Origin of the sequence: Streptosporangium longisporum (assembly GCF_039534895.1) — a bacterium.
In the GTDB taxonomy this organism is placed as follows: Bacteria; Actinomycetota; Actinomycetes; order Streptosporangiales; family Streptosporangiaceae; genus Streptosporangium; species Streptosporangium longisporum.
In genome coordinates this window covers 1,308,631-1,324,916 of record NZ_BAAAWD010000006.1, presented here as the reverse complement: position 1 = coordinate 1,324,916, position 16,286 = coordinate 1,308,631, and the positions used below count along the sequence as shown (strand labels likewise).

The following is a 16,286-nucleotide window of genomic DNA, read 5'->3' as shown; positions in this document are numbered from 1 at the left end:
ATGAGCATCACAGAAATCGGACGTACCGGGGGCGGTCCGGCCCTCGGCGGAGACGACGGTCCGGCCGTACGCGCGGAAGGGCTGGTGAAGACGTTCGGCGGGCACCGTGCCGTCGACGGGATCGACCTGGAGATACGCCCGGGGGAGATCTTCGGCGTCCTCGGCCCCAACGGTGCCGGCAAGACCACCATGCTGCGGATGCTGGCCACCCTGCTGAGGATCGACGCGGGCCGCGCCGAGATCTTCGGGGTCGACGTGGCCGGGAACCCCCACGTGATCCGGCAGCTGGTCGGCGTCACCGGGCAGTACGCGTCGGTCGACGAGAACCTCACCGCCCGCGAGAACCTCTGGCTCTTCAGCCGCCTGCAGGGCGTCGCCGCGCCGCGCGCCCGGAGCGTCGGCACGGAGTTGCTGGGCCGCTTCGGCCTGGAGGAGGCCGCCGACCGGCCGATCTCGCAGTTCTCCGGCGGCATGCGCCGCCGCCTCGACCTGGCGGCCAGCCTGATCACCAGGCCACCGCTGATCTTCCTCGACGAGCCGACCACCGGTCTCGACCCGCGCACGCGCGGCCAGATGTGGGACACCATCCGTGACCTGGTCGCCGACGGCTGCACGGTGCTGCTGACCACGCAGTACCTGGACGAGGCCGACCAGCTCGCCGACCGCGTCGCCGTCATCGACCACGGCCGCAAGGTCGCCGAGGGCACCCCCGACGAGCTGAAGACCGCGGTCGGCGACTCCACCCTCCAGCTGCTGCTCGCCGAACCGGACGAGGTGCCCGCCGCCGCGGAGGTCGTGCGGCGCGTCCTGGGCTCCGACCCGGTCCTCAGCCCGGAGCGGGGCCGCCTCAACGTCGCCCTCGACCAGGCCGACCTGGCCGCGGACGTACTGATCGCGCTGCGCACCGCCGGGGTGTCGATCTCCTCGGTGAGCGTGGCCAAACCCAGCCTGGACGAGGTCTTCCTCGCCCTCACCGGCCACGGGACGGGCGACCACGGGACGGGTGGCGACCACGAGAGCGATGGCCACGAGACGAGCGGCGGTCGCGGGACCGGCACGAAGGAGAACCGATGAGCACCGTGATCGCACCCACCGGCCGGACGGTCCGTACCGCCGACCGCGTGGCGGCCGCCCGGCGGCGCGTCTCGCCGGGGGAGACCGCCGGCCAGACCCTGATGATGGCGTGGCGGGCGCTCAAGAAGATGCGCCGCAACCCCGAGCAGTTCTTCGACGTGGCGCTGCAGCCGATCCTGTTCACCGCGATGTTCGCCTTCATCTTCGGCGGCGCCATCGCCGGTGACGTGCAGAGCTACCTTCCGCTGATGATCCCCGGCATCCTTGCCCAGACCGTGCTGACGACGTGCATGGCCACGGGCATCCAGCTCCGCGAGGACCTGGAGAAGGGCGTCTTCGACCGGTTCAAGTCGCTGCCGATCGCCCGGATCGCGCCGCTCGCCGGCCCGATGGTGGCCGACCTGCTGCGCTACACGATCGCGGCCACCCTGACCTTCGGCATGGGCCTGGTGATGGGCTACCGCCCGGGCGGCGGGGCGGGCGGCGTGCTCGCCGCGATCCTGCTGGCGATCTTCACGGGCTGGTCGCTCGCGTGGGTCTTCACCTGGGTCGGCACGATCGCCCGGAGCGCCCAGGCCGTACAGGGCATCTCGATGATGATCCTGTTCCCGCTGACGTTCCTGTCGAACGCGTTCGTGCCCGTCGAGACCCTGCCCGGCTGGCTGGCCGCCTTCGTACGGATCAACCCGGTCTCACACCTGGTCACGGCCGCGCGCGACCTCGCCAACAGGGGCGTCGTCAGCGGAGAGGTGGTCTGGACGCTCCTGGCGGGCCTGATCGTCATCGCCGTCTTCGCGCCGCTGTCGGTGCGCAGCTACAAGCGGCACATGTGACCTTCCCCGTCACGGCCGCGGATCCGCTCGACGAGGCTGCGCGCCTCGTCGAGCAGGTCGGGGCCGCGCCGGTCACCGTACCCGGCCCGCAGGGCGGCGATCATCCCGGGCTCGGCCCGCTCCGCGTACGGCTCGATCCGCCCGAAGGTCATGCTGGGCAGGCTGCCGTGGTACGCGAACCGCTCGGCCAGCACCAGCAGCCTGATCGCGTCGCGCGGGGCCACGGCCCCGCGCAGCAGCCCCCAGGAACCGAGCGCGAACAGCATCGAGCCGCACAGCGGGTAGTCCAGGACCGGGTTCTCCGCGGCCAGCAGGTCGTAGTCCGCGACGGCGGAGAACAGCTCCTCGCCGTACCGGACGTCCTGCTGCGGGGCGTGGTGCGCGTACGCCGTCAGGGCGACCGACATCGCGGCGATCGACCACGGTGTGAGCTCCGTGCCCGGCACCCCCGGCAGGCGCAGGGCGTGCGCCCGCTGGACGGCCAGGCGGTACTGCGCGAGCGCGGCGGCCGTCTCGCCGCGGGCGAGGGCGATCTCGGCCGCGCACAGCGAGCCGGTCGCCACCCCGCTGAGCACCGCCTCGTTGTCGTTGATCCGGGTGATCTCGGCGAGCTCGGTCTCGGCCGTGCCGAGATCGCCGTCGGCGAGCGCGGAGACCAGCAGCACCGAGCGGAGCTGGGTCTCGTCGTCGCTGGCGCCGAGCCGGCTCAGCACCGGGACGGCGGTCCGCGCGTGCCCGACCGCCCGGCGGCGGTCGCCGACCTGCATGCTCAGGTGGGCCAGTATGGCGTGCGTGATCGCCGTGATCCACGGTCCCTCGTCCTCGCGGTGCATCGCCAGCATCTGCTCGGCGGCCTCGATCGCCTCGGTCACGTCCCCCGCGTTCTCCAGGACGTGGATGCTCATCTGCGTGGCCGTCGCGGCCAGGTCGCGGTCGGTGCTCCGGCGCAGTTCCGCCAGCCGGCGGCGCATGCCGTCGCGGCCGGCCTCGTCGCACGCGAGCAGCACCGTGGCCATCGCCACCACGCGGGAGTCCATCGTGTCGTCGACGGGCAGTGCCCGCAGCAGGTCGTACAGCGGACCGGCACGGCGGTCGGTGGCGATCGCGATGTTCATGAGCGTGACCATCATGGCGACCCTGGTCGGCTGGACGAGGTGCGGCGGCGGCGTCCAGCCGGTGACCACCTCGGTGATCGCGTCCTGGTGGACGAGGATGCGGGAGTGGTCGCCACGGATCGACCACAGCGCGCCGACACCGGTCAGCAGCTGGACCGTCGTGGCCGGATCGGTCTCACCGAGGGCCTGGCGGAGCAGGTCGGCGAGGTTGCCCTCCTCGGCGCCCAACGCGTCGGCCGCCGCGAACTGCGCCGGGCCGAACAGCTCGAAGGCGTGCCCGAGGGCGTACGACGTCGCCCAGGCCCGCTGCGCCTGCCGGGCGTCCTCCTTCTCCCCGGCCTGTTCCAGCCGCATCCGCCCGAACTCCCTGACGGTCTCCAGCATCCGGTAGCGCAGTCCGTACGCCGTCTCGCGGACGCTCAGCATCGACTGCTCGGTCAGCGCGTCCACGGCGCGCAGCGCGTCCGGGCCGAGGACGTGCTCGGCCGCGGCCAGCGTGAAACCGTCGCCGAACAGCGACAGCCACCGCAACGCCCGCCGTTCCGGCTCGCCCAGCAGGTTCCACGACCAGTCGATGACCGCGAGCAGCGTCCGGTGCCGGTCGGGGGCCGTACGGTTCCCGCCGCGCAGCAGGGCGAACCGGTCCGCCAGGCGCCGCGCGATCTCCTCCACCGACATCGTCCGCACCCTGGCCGCGGCCAGCTCGATCGCGAGCGGCAGCCCGTCCAGACGGGCGACGACCTCCTCGACCGCTCCCTCGCCGATCCGCACGTCCGGGCGGGCGGCCGTGGCGCGCTGGCGGAACAGCTCGGCCGCGTCGCCCGCGGGCAGCTCGCCGAGCGGGTAGACGCGTTCGGCGGGGATCGACAGCGGGGCGCGCGAGGTGACGAGCACCCGCAGGTCGCGGGTCGTCACGGTCAGGAACGACACCAGGTCGGCGACGGCCTCGATCACGTGCTCGCAGTTGTCCAGGATCAGCAGCGCCGGGGCCTGGTCGAGATGCCGGGCGATCCGGGCGCGGACGTCGGAGCGCTGCTCGGTGGTCATGGCGCGACGCCCGCTGACCGAGTCCCGGACCCCGAGCGCCGACCCGACCTCGCCCACCACGCCCTCCGGGGAGGAGACGCCGACGAGCTCGACGAAGTGGGCGACGGGCTGCGCGGCGTTCCTGCCGACGACATGGGCCAGCCGCGTCTTGCCCAGCCCGCCGGGGCCGACGATGGAGATCACCCGGTTCGTCTGCAGCAGGGCGTGCACCGCGCGGATGTCGCCGTCACGGCCGAGCAGCGAGGAGCCGTCGAACAGGATGCCCTCGCGCACCGGCCGGTCGGCGGCGAGCAGCCCGGCGTACACGCGGGCCAGCTCGGGCCCCGGTCCGGTGCCGAGCCGCGCGGCCACGTCCGCGCGGTACCGCTCGTAGCGCTCCAGGGCGGCGGCGGCACCCCGTACGGCGGCCTCGCTGCGCAGCAGGCAGGCGAGCACCTCCTCGTCGTGCGGCCGGTCGGCCGAGGCCTCCTCCAGCAGCGGCAGCGCGCTCTCGTGGGCGCCGCTCCGGCTCCGCGCGATCGCCGCCACCCGCCGCGCCTCGGCCGCCCGCCCCGCCGCGGCGTCCCTCAGCTCGGCGAGCGGGCCGGTGGCGCCGTCCGGGCCGCCGGCCGCGAGGTCCAGGGCCTCCTCGGCGCGGCGGCGCGCGAGCTCGGTGTCGTCGTCGCCGAGCGCGGCCCGCGCCTGCTCCACCAGCGCATCGAGCAGCAGCGCGTCCACCTGGCCGGCGGGCAGCCCGAGCCGGTACCCGCGCGGGATCCGCACCACGACGTCGGCACGGGTCGCCGCCCTGGTACGCGAGACGACCACCTGCAGCGCCTTCGCCGGGTTGGCCGGGACCTCGTCGGGCCACAGCTCCTCGATCAGGCGCTCGTCACCGACCCCGGCCCGCCCGTGCAGGGCGAGCACGGCCAGCAGGGTCCGCGCGCGATCGCCGATCACGCGCGCACCCTGCCAGCGGACGCCGTCGAGCAGGACCAGTACGGGAGACACACCCTCAGCTTACGGACATGTCGTCCCGGGACCCGGGCGTCGCCCCGCCGGGGCTCCGGGGCTCCGGGGCTCCAGGGCTCCAGGGATCCCAGGGCCCCGAGGCTCCGGGGCGTCCGGCGGCGGGGACGGGCCGTCGTCCGGGATCGGAGTCCGCTCCCGGTCCGCGATTCTCACCTCCGGGGCGGCCCCGTCGCCTCAGGGGCCCGTGTGCGGGACGTTCTCACAGCTCATGGGGCGTTTCAGGGGTGCTCGCCCGTGATCGAAAAGTGTCGTCCGCCGGTGAAAACCGGATGACATCTCCCGTAACTTGCCGAAATGCTGGGGCAGGGCGATGAGTTTTGTCGGTGGTGTCCGTCACTCTGACATGACCGCACCATCGTGTGAGACCCCCGGCTGGGACGCCAGCCATGACCGTGCCATGCCCGACGATCCAGATCGAGGAACCGTGTCGACCCCGCAGACCGACTCACCCGCCAAGCAAGCGACCACCGTCCCAGGTCGCACCCCGCCCGTGATCCGGCTGCTGGTGCTCGCCACGTTCGTGGTCATCCTCAACGAGACGATCATGATCAACGCGATCCCGAAGCTGATGGGCGCGCTGAACATCACCGAGCAGACCGCGCAGTGGCTCTCGACCGCCTTCATGCTGACCATGGCCGCCGTCATCCCGATCACCGGCTGGTTCCTGCAGCGGGTGTCCACCCGGAGCGCGTACGCCACCGCGATGGGCCTGTTCCTGCTCGGCACCGCGCTGGCCGGCGTCGCGCCCTCGTTCGAGGTGCTGCTGGTCGCCCGCATCGTCCAGGCGTCCGGTACGGCGGTGATGATGCCGCTGCTGATGACCACGCTGATGCAGGTGGTGCCCGAGGAGGACCGGGGACGGGTGATGGGCACCCTCTCCCTGGCCATCTCGGTCGCGCCCGCCATGGGCCCGACGGTCTCGGGGGTGATCCTGCAGTTCGGGTCCTGGCGGCTGCTGTTCGCCGTGGTGTTCCCCATCGCCGCCGTGATCACCTGGTTCGGGCTGAAGCAGCTCAAGAACGTCGGCGAGCCCAAGTACAGCACCGTCGACTGGCTCAGCGTGGTGACCGCGGCCGCGGGCTTCGGCGGCCTGGTCTACGGGCTCAGCCGGTTCGAGGGCGACGTCGGCACCGCCGTCACGATCGTGGTGGCCGGCCTGGCCGCCATCGCGGTCTTCGTGTTCCGCCAGCTGTCGCTGCAGAAGCGCGACGCACCGCTGCTGGACCTGCGCACCCTGCGTTACCGCACCTACACGGTCGCGCTGATCCTGATGTCGGTGGCCTTCATGGCCATGCTCGGGTCCATGATCCTGCTGCCGCTGTACCTGCAGAACGTCCGCGGTCTCAGTGCCCTGGAGACCGGCCTCCTCGTGATGCCGGGCGGTCTCGCGATGGGTCTGCTCGGCCCGACCATCGGCCGCCTGTTCGACCGGTTCGGCGGCCGGGTCCTGGTCATCCCCGGCGCGATCGGGATCAGCCTCGCGCTCACCGGCTTCACCCAGATCACGATGACCATGCCGATCTGGCAGCTCCTCGGCCTGCACGCGCTGCTGATGGTGAGCCTGGCCGCGACGTTCACCCCGGTGTTCACCCTCGGGCTCGGCGCGGTTCCGTCGCCGCTCTACTCCCACGCCAGCTCGATCCTGAGCACGCTGCAGCAGGTGGCCGCGGCCATCGGCACCGCGCTCGTGGTCACCGTGATGAGCGCGCGATCCGAGACCCTGGTGTCCGAGGGGGCCACGAAGGTGCTCGCCGACCTCGGCGGCATGCGGCTGGCCTTCATCATCGGCGCGGTGCTGTCCGTGGCCGTGGTCATCGCCGCCCTGCTCCTGCCCGCCCGCGCGGACAAGACCGACGAGGCCGAGGAGGAGACCCGGCCGATGGTGCCGGCCTCGGCCTGACGACGGCGGAACGAGAGGACGTGACCTCCCTCGGGTGGGCCGTACCGGCCCGGTGGAGGGAGGTCGCGCTCACCGCCGCGGAGAGCCCATGCCATGTCGCGAGACCGGCATTCGCGGTCTCGAATGATCGAAAGGGTCGTCCCACGACTCTTCGGAGCCACCGAGAGGTGTCCGTGCCGGAATCCCCGGAAAAGGCCGTCGAAGCGATCGCGCGCGTCGACGCCCTCCACCGGCTGGGCACCGTCGCCCAGTGGCGTCCCTGCTCTCGTCATGTCACGCAGAGGAGGTACCCCCGAGGCTGCGACGACTGCACGTTCGACGACGTGAGGACGTGTCCCACCTGTCGTATGTGGCCGTGTCGCACGCACCTGGCCCTGTACGGCGAGACGGAAGAGGACTGCGGTCATCGGATTCCCGTCGATCCTGTCACGGACATGACGAGCCCTCGTCCCGACGACACGGCGGTCGTCGCCGGTGAGCGCGAGGCGACCACGGACGCCTACGCGTGGTGGAGCCGTTCCCAATGGGTCAGGGCGACGTTCTGCCTCACCTTCATGGCCCACCTCACGCCCGAGGAGGTGCTGCGCAGGCTGGGACTGACCGAGGACCCCGAGCAGCAGGGTTTCGCCACCGTCGAGATCGGTTCCGCCACCGGTGGGTCGATCATGGTGGAGTGCGGCCATGCCGGAATCCTGCGCGACGTGGTGCTCACCCTGTCGGCCGGTACGTTGATCGCCAGCGTCGAGCGCAACGTCAATCACCACTCCCGCTTCGTCCACGCCGTGGACGGTCACGTCGCCACGCGGCTGGACCCGATGTTCGCCCACTGGAGCGACAGCACCGACCCTGAGCGGCTGAAGGAGGACCTCGAGGAACTGGGGATGATCTGGGATTTCGACCCGGAACGCGAGGTGTACCGGCCCTACATCGAGGGCGCTCTGGCGCTCGCCGAACGACGCACCGGTGTCCGGCTGGAACCCCACCATCTTCGGCCCGGCGGCCTCCCTCACCGTGCCTCCATCGCCCGCTACTACGAAAGCCCAGAAGGCACCTTTCCCGAGCTCGCCTGACATCGGATCGGCCGGTGCGTTCACCCCGGTGACGGGACGGCCGGCCCTCCGGGGAGGGCCGGCCGGCCGTGGTTCAGAGGGTCAGCCGGCGGGTGACGCCGATCGCGTCCAGGAACGGCGCGTCGTGGCTCGCGACGATCAGCGCGCCCTCGTACGCGCGCAGCGCCTCCGTGAGCCGCCTGGTGCTCGCCAGGTCCAGGTTGTTGGTCGGCTCGTCCAGCAGCAGCAGCTGTGGCGCGGGCTCCGCCAGCAGCAGCGCCGCCAGGGAGGCGCGGAAACGCTCCCCGCCCGACAGGGTGCCGGCCGGCCGGTCGGCGCTCGCCCCCCGGAAGAGGAAGCGCGCGAGCCGGGCACGGATCGCGTTGTTCGTCGCCCCGGGCGCGAAACGGGCCACGTTTTCGGCCACGCTCAGGGAGTCGTCCAGGACGTCGAGCCGCTGCGGCAGGAACCGCAGCGGGACGTGGACCTGCACCTGCCCGGAGACCGGCTCCAGCTCTCCCGCGATCGTGCGCAGCAGGGTCGTCTTGCCCGACCCGTTGCGCCCGGTCAGGGAGATCCGTTCCGGGCCGTGGACCTGGAGCCCGCCGCCCGCCTGCCCGAAGGTCCCGCCGGTGGGGGCTCCGTACCGCAGGCGCAGGTCGCGCAGGGTCAGGACCGCCCGGTCCGGCGGGACGACGGTGCGCGGCAGCTCGATCCTGATCTCGTCGTCGTCCCGTACGGCCTCCACCGCCTCGTCGAGGCGCTCCCTGGCCTCCGCGAGCTTCTCGGAGTGCATGATCCGGTGCTTGCCCGCGGACACCTGGGCCGCGCGCCTGCGCGCCTTCATGACGACCCGCGGCTCCCGTTTCGTGTCGTACATCTTCTGGCCGTACCGCACCCGCCTGGCCAGTTTCACGTGGGCGTCGGCCAGTTCCCGCTTCTGCCGCTGCACGTCGGCCTCGGCGACGCGGACCATCCGCTCGGCCGCCTCCTGCTCCTGGGCCAGCGCCTCCTCGTAGGCCGAGTAGGTCCCGCCGTACCAGCGCACCTCGCCGTCGCGCAGGTCCGCGATCCGGTCGACCCGCTCCAGCAGTGCGCGGTCGTGGCTCACCACGACCATCACCCCCGGCCAGGAGTCCACGGCCGCGTACAGCCGCTCCCTGGCGAGCAGGTCGAGGTTGTTGGTCGGCTCGTCCAGCAGCAGGACGGCGGGGCGGGCCAGCAGCAGCGCGGCGAGCCTGAGCAGGACGCACTCGCCGCCCGACAGCTCGCCGACGGTGCGGTCGAGGCCGATGTGCCCGAGCCCGAGCTGGTCGAGGGTGGCGCGGGCCCGTTCCTCGACGTCCCAGTCGTCGCCGACCGCGGCGAAGTGCTCCTCGCTCGTGTCACCCGCCTCGATGGCGAGCAGCCCGGCCCGTACGGCGGCGATGCCGAGGGCCTGGTCCACCCGCAGGCCGGTGTCGAGGACGACGGTCTGCGGGAGGTACCCGATGTCGCCGGAGGCCTTGACCGTGCCCGCGGAAGGGGTGAGCTCACCGGCCAGCAGCCGCAGCAGGGTCGACTTCCCCGAGCCGTTGAGCCCGATCAGGCCGGTCCTGCCGGGGCCGACGGCCAGCTGGAGGCCGTCGAAGACGGTCGTCCCGTCGGGCCAGGCGAAGGAGAGGGACGAGCAGGTGACAAAGGTGGGGGTATGAGACATGGAGGCCTCCGGTCGTTGCGAGAGGAGCAGGGCAACGGATGGAGACACCGTGAAGGGAGAAGGTCCCGTTCGGGCGGACGGCTCTGCGGCCGAGGTCGCACGCGAGCACACGGACAGCAACGGAAGGTCGCTGCGCGGCACGGTGTCTCAGACCTCAGACGTACAACGTCCTGGCTCCGATCGACGACGACGGGGACCTTTGAACCGTACGAGCGGGACGCGAGGGTTGTCAACGTGATTACCGGGTGACGGGGGCCGTCCGGGCGGGACGGCCCCCGTCACCGTCAGCGGGTCGTGCAGACCGTTCCGTTGAGGGTGAAGACGGAGGGCAGCGTGTTCGGGCCGCTGTAGTTGCCGACGAAGCCGACCGTGGCCGTCGCGCCGGTGGCCAGCGAGCCGTTGCCGGCCTCGTTGACGACCTTGACGTTCTGCCCGCTCTGCGTCCAGACGGCGCTCCAGCCGCTGCCCAGGCTCTGCCACGCCCTGGGCCAGCCGAAGGTCAGGGTCCAGCCGTTGATCGGCGCGCCGTTGTTGGTGATGTCGATGGCGCCGACGTAGCCGTTGGCCCAGTCGGACTGCTTGGTCAGGCGTACCGAGCACGTGCTGGAGGCGGGGGTGCCGGTCGTGAACGTCAGCGGCGCGGAGGGTGCGGAGGTGCCGCCACCGCCGTCCCGCGCGATCACGTTGACCGTGTACCGCGTGCCCGGCTTGAGGTTGTTCACGGTGACCGAGGTGCCGCCCGTCTCGCCGATCTGCTCGCCGACGGCCCCGTTCTGGCGGCTGACCTCGTACTTCACGACCGGGCGGGTACCGGCGGAGGCGGCGGGCCAGGAGATCGTGGCGGTGGTGTCCGTCACGTTCGAGACCGTCGGCTGCCCCGGCGCACCCGGCAGGCCGGCCTGGACGGAGGAGGGACGCAGGACGAGCGTGGTCAGCGAGAGCGGCGGCAGCGTCTGGCCGGTCGCGGTGCCCGTGGCCGACTCGGTGATGCTCGTGGCGCCGTTGGTGTGCGTCAGCACGGTGGGAGCGCCGGACGCGGGGCTGAAACCGGAGTAGTCGATCGTGACGGGGTAGGACGTGTCGGACGACGTGTTGATCAGCATGACGGCCAGGTCGCCGTTGGGACGGCGCACGGCGTGCGCGGTGACCTTCGCCTCGTCGGTCGCGGCCCGGATGAACCGGTCACCGGAGCGGGCGAACCTGCTCACCATCTGCAGCGCGTAGTACGGCGCGAAGGGCGTGTTCACCGCCGGCTCGCAGACGCTGCCGTCGGCGGTGCACGTCCCGCTGGACAGCAGGCCGAAGTCGCCGTAGTCGGTGTGCCCCTCGACCTGCGTGACGGTGCCGATGCCGTTGCGGACGTTCCACCAGTCGACCGTGAACACCCCGTTGGCCAGCAGCGTCGCGTAGGCGTCGGCCGCGGCCAGCGCGCCGGGCTGGGTGTTGGTGCCGTTGGTGTTCGACCCGGTGTTGAACTCGGTCATCGCGATGCCGATCCGCTCCGAGCCCGCCCCGACGTGCCTGGCGATCTGCCGGCGGGTGAGGTCGATCATGTCGGGGATGTGACCGGTCCTGTCGAGGGACCCGGGGTACCAGTGCAGGATCACGAAGTCGATCTTCGATCCGGCGGCGGCCAGCACGACGTCGTTCCAGCTTCCGGTGTCCCCGTCGGCGACGATGGCGTCGGGCCAGTTGGCCGGGGTGGTCAGCACGGCGCCGATCTTGATGGTCGGGTCGACGGCCTTCATCGCGTCGGAGTAGGCCACGACGTGGCGCGCGTACTCGGCCGGGCTCTTGTCGGCGTGGTCGTCGGCCTCCCAGGCGGCGCCGTAACGGCCGTTGCCGTAGTTCTCGTTGCCGATCTCCCAGTACTTGACGCCGTAGTCCTTGGTGACGTTGGCGTACCGGACCCAGGCCGCGGCCTCGGCCGCCGTGCCGGTGCCGTAGTTGGCGGTCACCATCGGCTGCGCGCCGGTGCGCCGCACGCCGCGCATGAAGGTGTCGAAGTCGGTGTTGGGGGCCACGTAGCCGCCGGGAGCGGTGTGGTCGGCCCAGTGGTAGATGTCGGAGTACGAGCCGCCGGGATAGCGCAGCACCTTCACGCCCGCGTCCTTGAGCAGGTCGGCGGTCGTGTCGTTGCCCAGCTGTGTGTCCCAGATCGCATGGTTGGTGCCGATGCCGGTCTCGGGGACGGGGGCGAGCGCGGCGCGGGCGTTCACGGTCACCGCGACCGGATCGGCCTCGTCGGCGTGCGCCACGGGGACGTTCAGGGTGGCCAGCGTCAGCAGAACGGCGGACGCGGCCCGTAACAGGGTTCTTGGCATCGGTGCACCTCGGCAACGGATAGTGGCATTCACACGACACCCCCTCCTGACCCGGAGGCAACATGATCATGGGTGGTCGCACCGCATCCGTCAACCGTCGATGAAACTTTCACATCCGCTGGTCACGGGGGTGGACACCGGCCGCGTACGGGGGCCGGTGCCACGTCCGTCCGGGGCCGTGCGGTGTGGCGATCGGGACGATCCGGGGGCGCCGGACGACCGGGGACCGTCACACCGCACGGCCTCGCGCGGGCCTCGCGCGGGCCTCAGGCGGCGCGGCAGGAGACGGACGGCCAGGTCCGGTTCCCGCCGTGCTGGATCGTGAAGCCGAACGTGTTCCCGCTGCCGTTGGGCCTCATCGTCATGACGGTGCCGGTCGAGTCCCAGCTCGGGGTGCCGTTCCAGGTGTTGATGATCCTCTGCGGGCTGCGCACGGTCACCGTGGCGACCCACGCACCGGTCCCCGAGACGGTGACCGACAGGTTGAACCGGTCACCCCACTGCTGCCCCGGGGAGATCGTGGCCGTGCAGCCACCGGTCGGCGTCGGGGTCGGGGTCGGGGTGGGCGTCGGCGTGGGGGTGGGCGTCGGGGTGGGGCCGTCGGCCGGCGCGACGGCCCTGCCGGTCGAGGGCGAGATCATGCCCGCGCACAGGTTGCGGCTCCTGAGGCCGGCGGCGATCTGCGGGATCGCGGCGATCGTCGTCGCGTAGTTGTCGTGCATGAGGATGACCTGGCCGTTCTGCAGGGTGCCCGCGGCCTGCACGATCTGCGCGGTGCTCGCGCCGTTCCAGTCCCGGGAGTCGACGTCCCAGAGGATCTCGGTGAGGCCGAGCTGCTGCTCGATCGACCTGACCGTGGCGTTGGTCTCCCCGTACGGCGGCCGGAACAGCCTCGGCGCGGTGCCGGTGGCCTGCTGGAGGGCCTGCTGGGTCCGCTGGAGCTCCGACTGGATCTGCGAGGCGCTCATCTGGGTCAGGTGGGGATGGGTCCAGCTGTGGTTGCCGATCCACATGCCGGCGTCCCGCTGGGCCCGGACCAGCGCCGCGTTGTTCTGGACGTTCTGCCCGACGTTGAACATCGTGGCGCGCAGCCCGTTCGACGTGAGCGCGTTCAGCAGGGAGGTGGTGGTGGCGGGGTTGGGGCCGTCGTCGAAGGTCAGGCCGACGTACCCGGCGCTGCAGTCGGCCTGGGCACCGCTGCCGGCGGCGGTGCCGAGGGAGCGGCCCGTCCCGGCCACCGCGCCGGGCGTGCTCGCGGCGCCGGCCGGGGCCGACAGGGCCGGCAGGACCACGGCGAACGCCGCGCCGAGGATTCCCACGGTGCCCATGACGAGCGCGTTCCGGAGAGCCTGGCGGCGCTTCCGGTGCCCGCCGAGGACGAGAGAGCGATCGATCATGTCTGTTCCTCCACTGGAACACCGATCGGGGACGGGGGATGCGCGTGTTCCGGCCGTGGCTCACCGCGGCCGGAACACGCAGGTCACAGGGTCGCGCCGAGACGCGATCCGTCATCGTTCACCCGGGTGAAGGTGTGGAGAGCTCCACTCGGGACTCATTCTGTGAAGGCCCACGAAATGTGTCAATAGATTTCCGGAATGTTTCGACATAATGAATGTTTCATCGATTTATCGCGCTATTTGCCTGCTGATATGCGGATGAAACTTTCGGAGGCCGATATCCGGGCCGTCGGCGGACGTGGTCGATCCGCAGGAGACCGAGGGCGACCGAGGGCGACCGGGCCCTACGACCGCGCGCCGGGCCCGACGGGCCCGCCGGGCCCGATGGAGGCGTCCGGCCGGCGATCGAGCCCGCGTATCGCCAGGAGTCCCGCGACCGCGACGGGTGCGAGAACGACGTGGCACAGCGCCAGCGTGACCGTGGAGACGGTGTCGAGGTCGGCGGGAAGCGTCATGACCGGAACGGTCACGAGGGCGAGCAGCGGGGCGACGACCAGCGCCGCAGGAACGATCCAGCGCAGCCGGCGGGAGAGCACCGCCACCAGGGTCATCCCCAGCAGCAGGGGCAGGACGGTGAATCCGGCGACGGTGAGGGCGTCGACCTCGGCGGCCCGGCCGGAGGCGGTGAACCGGAACGTGCCACCGGCGGCCCGTCCCAGCGCGTACACGACGAGGTTGGCGGCCGTCGCGACGGCCACGGTCGCGGCGACGACGGCTGCGACGGTGACTCTGCCGTGCCGGCGTCGCGTTCCCCGCTCCCGGGTCTGGCCGTCGACGCCGGGCGACGTGGTCATGGACGTCCCCGTCGTACGGTGCGGGTCGTCACCGGCGGAGAAGGTAGGCCTCGATGCGGTCGAACGCCCCGACCCAGGCGTGCCGGCTGAAGAAGTCGCGCGTCTCGGCGTCGGGGAACCCGCTCTGCACCACGGTGAGGAGCGTCCCCTTCTCGTGCTCCTCGAACGTGACCTCGACCGTCGTCGTCATGGTCGTCCCGTCCGGGCTGCTGCCGGTGGACTCGGTGACCAGGCGCTTCGGAGGGTCGATCACCATGAAGGTCTGCGTCTCACGGAACAGGGTGTCGCGATCCGGTCCCCAGACGGCGGTCTGCCGGCCGCCGACCCGCAGGTCGACCTCGATCTCGACGACCCCGGGGGTCTCGTCGAGGATGCTGAACCAGATCTTCTGCTTCTCCGCGTCGGTGTAGGCGTCGAAGACCTCCTCGGGGGTGGCGGGGAGCACGCGGGTCAACCGCAGCTGTGCGGTTCCGGTCTGAGCGGTCACTGTTCGGTTCCTTTCCTGAGGGTGAAGTAGGCGTCGAGCCCGTCGAGCCTGCGTTCCCACAGGCGCTGGTAGAAGGAGATCCAGGCCATGGCGTCGTCCAATCGCTCGGTCCCCAGACGGCACTGCCGTGACCGGCCGACCTTCTCGGTGGTGACCAGGCCGGCGTTCTCCAGAACGAGGACGTGTTTCTTCATGCCGGTCAGCGACATGCCGAACGGCTCGGCCAGTTCGCCGATCGATGCCGGCCCTTCGCTCAGGCGGACCAGGATCTGCCGCCGTGTCGCGTCCGCCAGCGCTGAGAACGCTCGATCGAGCGCCAATTGCTGAACCATATGGTTCAGTGTAGGACACTGAACCGAAAGGTGCAATGTCGAGGACGACGGGACTACGCGGCTCCGCGAGCTCCGCGGACTACGCGGGCTCCGCGTGCCGCAGCCACACGTAGTCGACCGGCTGGGGGGCGTTCCACGTCGCGGCCAGTGCGGGATCGACCGGCAGGAAACCGGCCCCCCGGTAGCAGCGCAGGGCCCGGTCGTTGTCCGGGTGGACCCGCATGAAGACGTCCGCCAGGCCCGTGTCGCGGGCCAGGACGGTCAGCGCCCGCACCAGTTCCCGGCCGACGCCCCTGCCCCGGGCGCCGGGCGCCACGATGAGCCGGGCGAGCTCGACCTCGTCCTCCTCGGTGTCGAGCCAGAGCTCCCCGTAGCCGAGCGGGTCGCCCTCATCGGAGGGGCCGTCGAAGAGCAGGTGGGAGCGGACGTCCTGGTCCAGCCGCCACCCGGTGACGATCCGGGGCGACAGCGGGAAGTCCGTCCGCGCGCACCACATCTCGACCTCGCGCGCCGAGGTGGGCCAGCCGGCGACCGTGGCCGCGTGGGCCTCGGTGAAGGGTCGCAGATCCATGTCGTGTCCTCTCACTCCGGGGACGCGCCGTCCGCGGTCGCGTTGTGACGCCGGTAGTAGCGGGCGACGCGGACCCGGTTGCCGCACAGCGCGGCCGAGCACCAGCGACGGCGCGGGTGGGCCGGAAGGAAGAGTAACCGGCAGCCCGGCCCGGCGCAGCCGCGGACCTTGCCGATGTCGGGACCGGCGAGCAGGTCGACGGCGGACTCGGCGAGCTCGGCCAGCAGCCTGGCGGTGGGGTCGCCGCCGCGCCTGACCAGGACGTGCGGCCAGTTCAGCTCGCGGTAGGCGGGCGCGTGCCGCAGCGCCTCGTTGAGGACGCGCAGTGCCGGGGCGGGGGGCGGGCCGCCCGCGCGGACGTGCTCGACGCACTCCTGGACCGCCTGGCGGAGCCGCCGTACCGCGTCGAGGTCGACCTCCGCCTCCGGCGGGGTCAGGCGGCCCTGCTGGGCGGCCAGCCAGTCGCGGAACGGCGCGTCGTCCTCCAGCAGGTCGCCGTCGCGCCACCGGGTGTTGAGCAGGTCGAGCGCGAGCGGCTCTCCGACCAGGATCATGTCTTTAATGCTACATCCGGCGATTGACGCATTAGGACC

Annotated in this window: 13 protein-coding genes; 4 read left to right on the top strand and 9 right to left on the bottom strand. The window is 71.7% G+C overall.

Annotated features, from left to right (window positions below; all coding sequences use genetic code 11):
• Both ABD832_RS10085 and ABD832_RS10080 read left to right on the top strand, forming a co-directional pair.
• A complete protein-coding gene (locus ABD832_RS10085) occupies window positions 1-1,074 on the top strand; it encodes an ATP-binding cassette domain-containing protein (protein ID WP_344891694.1) in 1,074 nt (357 codons plus the stop codon).
• Window positions 1,071-1,907 carry an ABC transporter permease gene (locus tag ABD832_RS10080; RefSeq protein ID WP_344891691.1) on the top strand — a complete coding sequence of 279 codons (837 nt, stop codon included), beginning with the start codon at window positions 1,071-1,073 and terminating at the stop codon, window positions 1,905-1,907. The genes ABD832_RS10085 and ABD832_RS10080 overlap by 4 nt, the downstream gene beginning before the upstream one ends.
• Here ABD832_RS10080 and ABD832_RS10075 read toward each other — a convergent pair.
• A complete protein-coding gene (locus ABD832_RS10075) occupies window positions 1,889-5,059 on the bottom strand; it encodes an ATP-binding protein (protein ID WP_344891688.1) in 3,171 nt (1,056 codons plus the stop codon). The genes ABD832_RS10080 and ABD832_RS10075 overlap by 19 nt on opposite strands.
• Window positions 5,060-5,504: 445 nt before the next feature.
• Between ABD832_RS10075 and ABD832_RS10070 the strand changes: the two genes are divergently transcribed.
• Together ABD832_RS10070 and ABD832_RS10065 are read left to right on the top strand one after the other, a co-directional pair.
• Window positions 5,505-6,980, top strand: coding sequence for an MDR family MFS transporter (locus ABD832_RS10070; protein ID WP_344891685.1), 1,476 nt, complete (start codon window positions 5,505-5,507; stop codon window positions 6,978-6,980).
• Between the two features lie 434 nt (window positions 6,981-7,414).
• Window positions 7,415-8,050 (top strand): DUF6461 domain-containing protein, encoded by a 636-nt coding sequence (locus tag ABD832_RS10065; protein ID WP_344891683.1) that lies wholly within the window; start codon window positions 7,415-7,417, stop codon window positions 8,048-8,050.
• Window positions 8,051-8,123: 73 nt separating this feature from the next.
• On the opposite strand, the gene ABD832_RS10060 is transcribed toward ABD832_RS10065, so the two are convergent.
• The 8 genes from ABD832_RS10060 to ABD832_RS10025 all read right to left on the bottom strand — a co-directional run bounded on the left by ABD832_RS10060 (window position 8,124) and on the right by ABD832_RS10025 (window position 16,247).
• A complete protein-coding gene (locus ABD832_RS10060; protein WP_344891680.1) occupies window positions 8,124-9,728 on the bottom strand; it encodes an ABC-F family ATP-binding cassette domain-containing protein in 1,605 nt (534 codons plus the stop codon).
• A 284-nt stretch (window positions 9,729-10,012) separates the two neighbouring features.
• Window positions 10,013-12,052, bottom strand: coding sequence for a cellulose binding domain-containing protein (locus tag ABD832_RS10055; protein ID WP_344891678.1), 2,040 nt, complete (start codon window positions 12,050-12,052; stop codon window positions 10,013-10,015).
• 266 nt (window positions 12,053-12,318) lie between these two features.
• Window positions 12,319-13,449, bottom strand: coding sequence for a polysaccharide deacetylase family protein (locus ABD832_RS10050; RefSeq protein ID WP_344891675.1), 1,131 nt, complete (start codon window positions 13,447-13,449; stop codon window positions 12,319-12,321).
• Window positions 13,450-13,793: 344 nt separating this feature from the next.
• A complete protein-coding gene (locus ABD832_RS10045) occupies window positions 13,794-14,303 on the bottom strand; it encodes a DUF6069 family protein (RefSeq protein ID WP_344891672.1) in 510 nt (169 codons plus the stop codon).
• Window positions 14,304-14,331: 28 nt separating this feature from the next.
• Window positions 14,332-14,790, bottom strand: coding sequence for an SRPBCC family protein (locus tag ABD832_RS10040; RefSeq protein WP_344891669.1), 459 nt, complete (start codon window positions 14,788-14,790; stop codon window positions 14,332-14,334).
• Window positions 14,787-15,122, bottom strand: a complete 336-nt coding sequence (locus ABD832_RS10035) for an ArsR/SmtB family transcription factor (protein WP_344891666.1) — start codon at window positions 15,120-15,122, stop codon at window positions 14,787-14,789. Before ABD832_RS10035 ends, ABD832_RS10040 begins: the two co-directional genes overlap by 4 nt.
• 79 nt (window positions 15,123-15,201) lie before the next feature.
• Window positions 15,202-15,693, bottom strand: coding sequence for a GNAT family N-acetyltransferase (locus tag ABD832_RS10030; RefSeq protein WP_344891663.1), 492 nt, complete (start codon window positions 15,691-15,693; stop codon window positions 15,202-15,204).
• 11 nt (window positions 15,694-15,704) lie between these two features.
• Complete coding sequence (locus tag ABD832_RS10025; protein WP_344891660.1) at window positions 15,705-16,247, bottom strand: CGNR zinc finger domain-containing protein; 543 nt, start codon at window positions 16,245-16,247, stop codon at window positions 15,705-15,707.
• Between the last annotated feature and the right edge of the window lie 39 nt (window positions 16,248-16,286).